This is a genomic window from Hymenobacter coccineus, from assembly GCF_001816125.1.
Taxonomy (GTDB): Bacteria; Bacteroidota; Bacteroidia; order Cytophagales; family Hymenobacteraceae; genus Hymenobacter; species Hymenobacter coccineus.
On record NZ_MDZA01000176.1, the window covers coordinates 1 to 4,630 of the forward strand.

The 4,630-nt window shown below is 66.3% G+C and carries 6 protein-coding genes; 5 read left to right on the top strand and 1 reads right to left on the bottom strand.

Annotated features, from left to right (window positions below; all coding sequences use genetic code 11):
• Positions 1-203: hypothetical protein (locus BEN49_RS11410; protein WP_204376094.1), on the bottom strand; the 203-nt coding region annotated here is incomplete at its 3' end.
• Positions 204-257: 54 nt separating this feature from the next.
• Here BEN49_RS11410 and BEN49_RS11415 point away from each other — a divergent pair.
• The 5 genes from BEN49_RS11415 to BEN49_RS11435 form a co-directional block, all read left to right on the top strand.
• On the top strand, positions 258-1,175 hold the full coding sequence (locus BEN49_RS11415) for a WD40 repeat domain-containing protein (RefSeq protein WP_070743471.1): 918 nt from the start codon (positions 258-260) through the stop codon (positions 1,173-1,175).
• A gap of 172 nt (positions 1,176-1,347) precedes the next feature.
• Positions 1,348-2,295 (top strand): DivIVA domain-containing protein, encoded by a 948-nt coding sequence (locus BEN49_RS11420; protein WP_070743474.1) that lies wholly within the window; start codon positions 1,348-1,350, stop codon positions 2,293-2,295.
• Between the two features lie 391 nt (positions 2,296-2,686).
• Positions 2,687-3,043, top strand: a complete 357-nt coding sequence (folB, locus tag BEN49_RS11425; RefSeq protein ID WP_070743477.1) for a dihydroneopterin aldolase — start codon at positions 2,687-2,689, stop codon at positions 3,041-3,043.
• 183 nt (positions 3,044-3,226) lie between these two features.
• Positions 3,227-3,655 carry a BlaI/MecI/CopY family transcriptional regulator gene (locus tag BEN49_RS11430; protein WP_070743480.1) on the top strand — a complete coding sequence of 143 codons (429 nt, stop codon included), beginning with the start codon at positions 3,227-3,229 and terminating at the stop codon, positions 3,653-3,655.
• On the top strand, positions 3,642-4,630 hold a 989-nt coding region (locus BEN49_RS11435; RefSeq protein ID WP_141765651.1), incomplete at its 3' end, for a M56 family metallopeptidase. The genes BEN49_RS11430 and BEN49_RS11435, both read left to right, overlap by 14 nt.

Below are 4,630 nucleotides of genomic sequence, written 5' to 3' on the forward strand. Positions count from 1 at the left end.
GCCACAGCGCGGCGCCACGGCGTGGGCCAGCACGCGGCCGGCCAGCCACTGGCCCTGGCGCTCGGGGCCGGCGGTGGGGGGCAGCAGGGCGGGTAGGGGGCCCCCGCGGGCAGCAGGGCCCCCAGGGCCGCGGCGGTTTCGGTGCGGTGCCAAAGGCCCAGCACGGCGGTGGGGGAGAGGCGCAGCAGGCAGTGCAGGGGCATAAACGGGCGCGGGGAGCGGGCCGCGAAGGTAGGGGCCGGCCGTACCTTCGCGGCATGGTTCGCCCGGAAGTCCACAAAATTGCTGCCCTCACCGGGCACCGCGACGCGGTATACGCCATGACCGGGGGCCCCGGCAGCGCCGTGTATTCGTCGGGCGCCGACGGCCTGGTGGTGGGCTGGGACGCCGCCGACCCCGCCCGCGACGGCGAGGTGCTGGCCCGCGTCGAGAACTCGGTGTACGCCCTGCGCCACGTGCCGGAATTGAACTGGCTGGTGCTGGGCCACAACTTCCAGGGCCTGCAAGCCATCGACTTAGCGGAGAAAACGTTGGTGCGCGCCGCCGCCCTGCCGCCGGTGGCCATCTTTGAAATAGTGGTGTCGGAAAGCCGCCAGCGCCTATACGCGGGCCTGGCCGACGGCACGCTGGCCGTGCTCACGCTGCCCGATTTGCGCCTCGAAAAGCTGCTGCGCGTGGCCCAGGGCAAAAGCCTGCGCTGCCTGGCCCTGCACGAAGGCCGCGCCGAGCTGGCCGTGGGCAGCTCCGACGCCCTCACCCGCATCCTCGACCTCGACTCGCTGGCCCTGAAATACGAGTTGGGCGAGAGCACCAACTCGGTGTTCGCCGTGGCCTATTCGCCCGACGGCGGCACGCTGCTCACGGCCGGGCGCGATGCCCAGATCCGGGCCTGGGACGTGGCCGCCGGCTACGCCCTGGCCCAAACCGTGGGGGCCCACATGTACACCATCAACAACCTGGCCTTCAGCCCCGACGGCCGCTACCTGGCTTCGTGCAGCCTAGACAAAAGCATCAAAATCTGGGACGCCGCCGACCGCACGCTGCTGCGCGTGCTCGACCGGGCGCGGGCCGCCGGCCACGGCACGTCGGTGAACCGCCTGGTTTGGTCGGGTACCGAAAACCGGCTAGTTTCGTGCAGCGACGACCGCAGCCTGGCCGTGTGGCAGTTTGGGTAAGCTTTAATGGGCTTTTAGCTCTTGGCTGCTAGCTATCAGCTTTTTGTGGTACTGCGCGCTTGCTTCCAATCATTCTAAAAAGAGCTAAATAGTGCGGGTACTGCGCGCTTATCTATATTCCTCCTACTAAAAAAAGCTAACAGCTAACAGCTGAGAGCCAATAGCTAAAACTATGAAACTTACCGCCCTCGACATCCGGCAGAAAACGTTTGAAAAGTCCTTCCGGGGCGTGGACCGCGACGAAGTGCAGGCCTTCCTCACCACCGTGTCGCAGCAGTGGGAGCGGCTGGGTGACGAAAACCGCGAGCTGCGCCTCAAGCTGGAACACGCCCAGCTGGACGTGCAGAAGATGCGCGAGGTGGAAAGCAGCCTCTACCGCACCTTGAAAACGGCCGAGGATACCGGCCACAGCATCACCGAGCAGGCCCAGCGCGAGGCCGCCCTGCACCGGCGCGAGGCCCAGATGCAGGCCGAGCACGCCCTGGCCGAAGCCCGCCAGCGCGCCCGCGCCATCGTGGACGAGGCTTACCAAACGGCCGAAAAAACCGTGGCCGACATGCAGCGCCAAGCCAGCGGCCTGGGCCAGGAGTGCCAGCAGCTGGAGCAGCAACTTGACGGCCTGGTGCGCGACTTGCAGCGCCTGGCCGCCGACGCGGTCGAGAAGGCCGACAAAGCCGGCCAGCGGCCCAAAGGCGGTGCGGCGGCCATCCTTTCGCGGGCGGCCAGCGTAAAGGTGGAGCGGCCCACCGAACCGGTCGCCTCCGAAACCCCACCTGCCATGTTCACTGCTTCCGCTTCTGTACTGACCGCGCCGGCTGCCCCCGCGCCCAGCCCGTCGACCTTCGTCGACGCCCCGACCAGGGCCCTGCCCTGGTGCCCGCGCCGATCGACTATAACCCCAAGCCCGGCCAGCAGCCCGACCCCGGCCAGGCCCCGGGCCCCGACATTGAGCGCCCCAGTGCCCCGGCCGAAAACCCCGGCATCGCGCCCGCGCCTAACATCGAGCAGCCCGCTCCGTCGCAAGTGCCCGACCCGGCCCCGCCCTACGTGGAGCCCGCTGCGCCCGACATCATGCCCATCGGCCCCGACCGGCCCGAAATTGGCCAGCCCTCGCCCGTGACGCACCCCGGCCAGCCCATGGGCGCCGCGGCCGCCGAGAAATCGTTTTTTGACGAAATCTAGACCACGGATTTATCGAATTAGCCGAATCTTGTGGCCGATTCTGTTCTTTAAAAAGCTCGCGCCTGGCGCGGGCTTTTTTTGTGCCACTTTTGTACCAGCAGGCTGGCTTTGCGCTGTAACGCGGACTTTAGCTGCGCTGACCTTTGGTTGTAGTCTGCGGCTCTGAACGGTTGCCGTTGGTTGTAGCGTGGACTCTGCGAGTCCTCGCGTTGCCCGGCTCGCCGAACGATTACCGGCAGGACGAAGCGAGCGGCGCGGACTCGCAGAGTCCACGCTACAAGGTGGGGCCCTGGATGTGAATATTTTACCTAACCATTAACCTGAAAACCGTGGGCCAGATTGCACTCGAAGGGATGGAGTTTTTCGCCTTCCACGGCTATTACGACGAGGAGCAGCGCATCGGCAACAAGTACGGCGTGGACCTGTACATCCGCACCAATTTGCTGGCCGCGGGCGCATCGGACAAGCTTGACAACACCGTGAACTACGAAGTGCTGTACCGCTTGGTGGCCGAGGAAATGCGGGCCCCTGCTCGGCTGCTGGAGCACGTGGCCCACCGCGTGCTCGACCGCGTGATGGCCGAACTGCCCCACGTGCAGCAGGTGAAAATCAGCGTCAGCAAATTCAACCCGCCGCTGGGCGGCATTTGCCACCGGGCCCGCGTAACGCTGAAGCGGAAGCGCTAACCAGGATGAAAAATAGGAATGAGCAATATTTATAGAAAAAATATTTGCTTAATTAGCAGCGTGTTAACGGGCATAAAGCACATCATACGAATTGTTTCGTATGATGTGCTTGTAACTACGAATGTGTTCGTAGCATATTTGCGTTGTCCTACGAAATGATTCGTAGTGCTTAGCTATTCCCGCATGAGCAAAGCCCCGCCCAAACCTACCGATTCCGAACTGGAAATTTTGCACGTGCTCTGGACGCACGGGCCTGCCACGGTGCGCGCCGTGAACGACGAGCTGGGCCAGCGGCGGCAGGCCGAAGTTGGCTACACCACCACCCTGAAGCTGTTGCAACTGATGCTCGACAAGGGCTTGGTGCGGCGCGACGACGAGGGCCGCAGCCACGTGTACCGGGCCGCTGTGCGCGAGCAAGACACCCAAAACCTGCTGCTCGACAAGTTCGTGGCGGCCACTTTCGGCGGCTCGGCCCTGAAGCTGGTGATGCAGGCCCTGGGCAACCGCCAAACCTCGGCCGACGAACTGGCCCAGCTGCGCCGGCTGCTGAACGATATCGAGATTCAAAATTCCTCCACCTCTACCACCGACGACGACCATGACCGCGCTTGAGCAAATTTTGTCGCCTGCCGTGCTGCGGGCCTTGGGTTGGACGCTGCTGCACTCGCTGTGGCAGGGCGCGCTGGCGGCGGCCGTGGTAGCCGTGGCGCTGCTGGTGCTGCGCCGGCGCCCGGCAGCGGTGCGCTACCGGGTAGCAGCCGGGGCCCTCGGGGCCCTGGTACTGGCGGCAGCGGGCACCTTCGGGTACTACTACGGGGCCCCGGAAAAGCTGGCCGCGCCTACCTACAGCGTTGTTGAACCGACGTCCGCCGTTGCTACGCCCGTGGCCGTGGTGGCCACTGCTGCCAGCTTTGCGCCCGCCGTAACGGCCGCGGCTGCTCCACTGCACGCAAATTGGTTGGCCACGGCCCGCCAGCACTTCGACCAAAATTTGCCCTGGCTGGTGCTGGCCTGGGGCCTGGGCCTGCTGGTGATGAGCCTGCGCCTGCTGGGTGGGCTGCTGTACGTGCAGCGGCTGCGCCGCCACCGCACCCGGCCGCTGCCAGCCGTTTGGCAAGCGCGCCTGGGGGCTCTGGTGGCGCGGGCCGGCCTGCGCCGGCCGGTGGCTTTACTGGAGTCGGGGCTGGTGGCTGCGCCGCTGGTGGTGGGGCACTTGCGGCCCCTGGTGCTGCTGCCCTTGGGCGCCGTGGCGGGCTTGCCGGTGGCGTGCGTGGAGGCCATTCTGGCCCACGAGCTGGCCCACGTGCTGCGCCGCGACTACCTCGTGAACCTGCTGCAAACCGTGGCCGAAACCGTGTTTTTCTATCACCCGGCCGTGTGGTACCTGGGCCAGTGCCTGCGCGATGAGCGCGAAAACTGCTGCGACGACCTCGCCACCGACCTCGTGGGCGGCGACCCGCTGCGGCTGGCCCGGGCCCTCACCGCCCTGGCCGAGTGGAGCCAAACCGCCGTGCTGGCCCCCGTGCCGCACCTGGCCCTGGCCGCCACCGGCGGGCGCGGCTCGCTGCTGAGCCGGGTGCGCCGGCT

What these genes read in the sequence shown, in the direction of transcription:
- BEN49_RS11430 (WP_070743480.1), top strand. Translation starts at nt 3,227, where the DNA reads ATGAGCAAAGCCCCGCCCAAACCTACCGATTCCGAACTGGAAATTTTG.
- BEN49_RS11415 (WP_070743471.1), top strand. Translation starts at nt 258, where the DNA reads ATGGTTCGCCCGGAAGTCCACAAAATTGCTGCCCTCACCGGGCACCGC.
- BEN49_RS11420 (WP_070743474.1), top strand. Translation starts at nt 1,348, where the DNA reads ATGAAACTTACCGCCCTCGACATCCGGCAGAAAACGTTTGAAAAGTCC.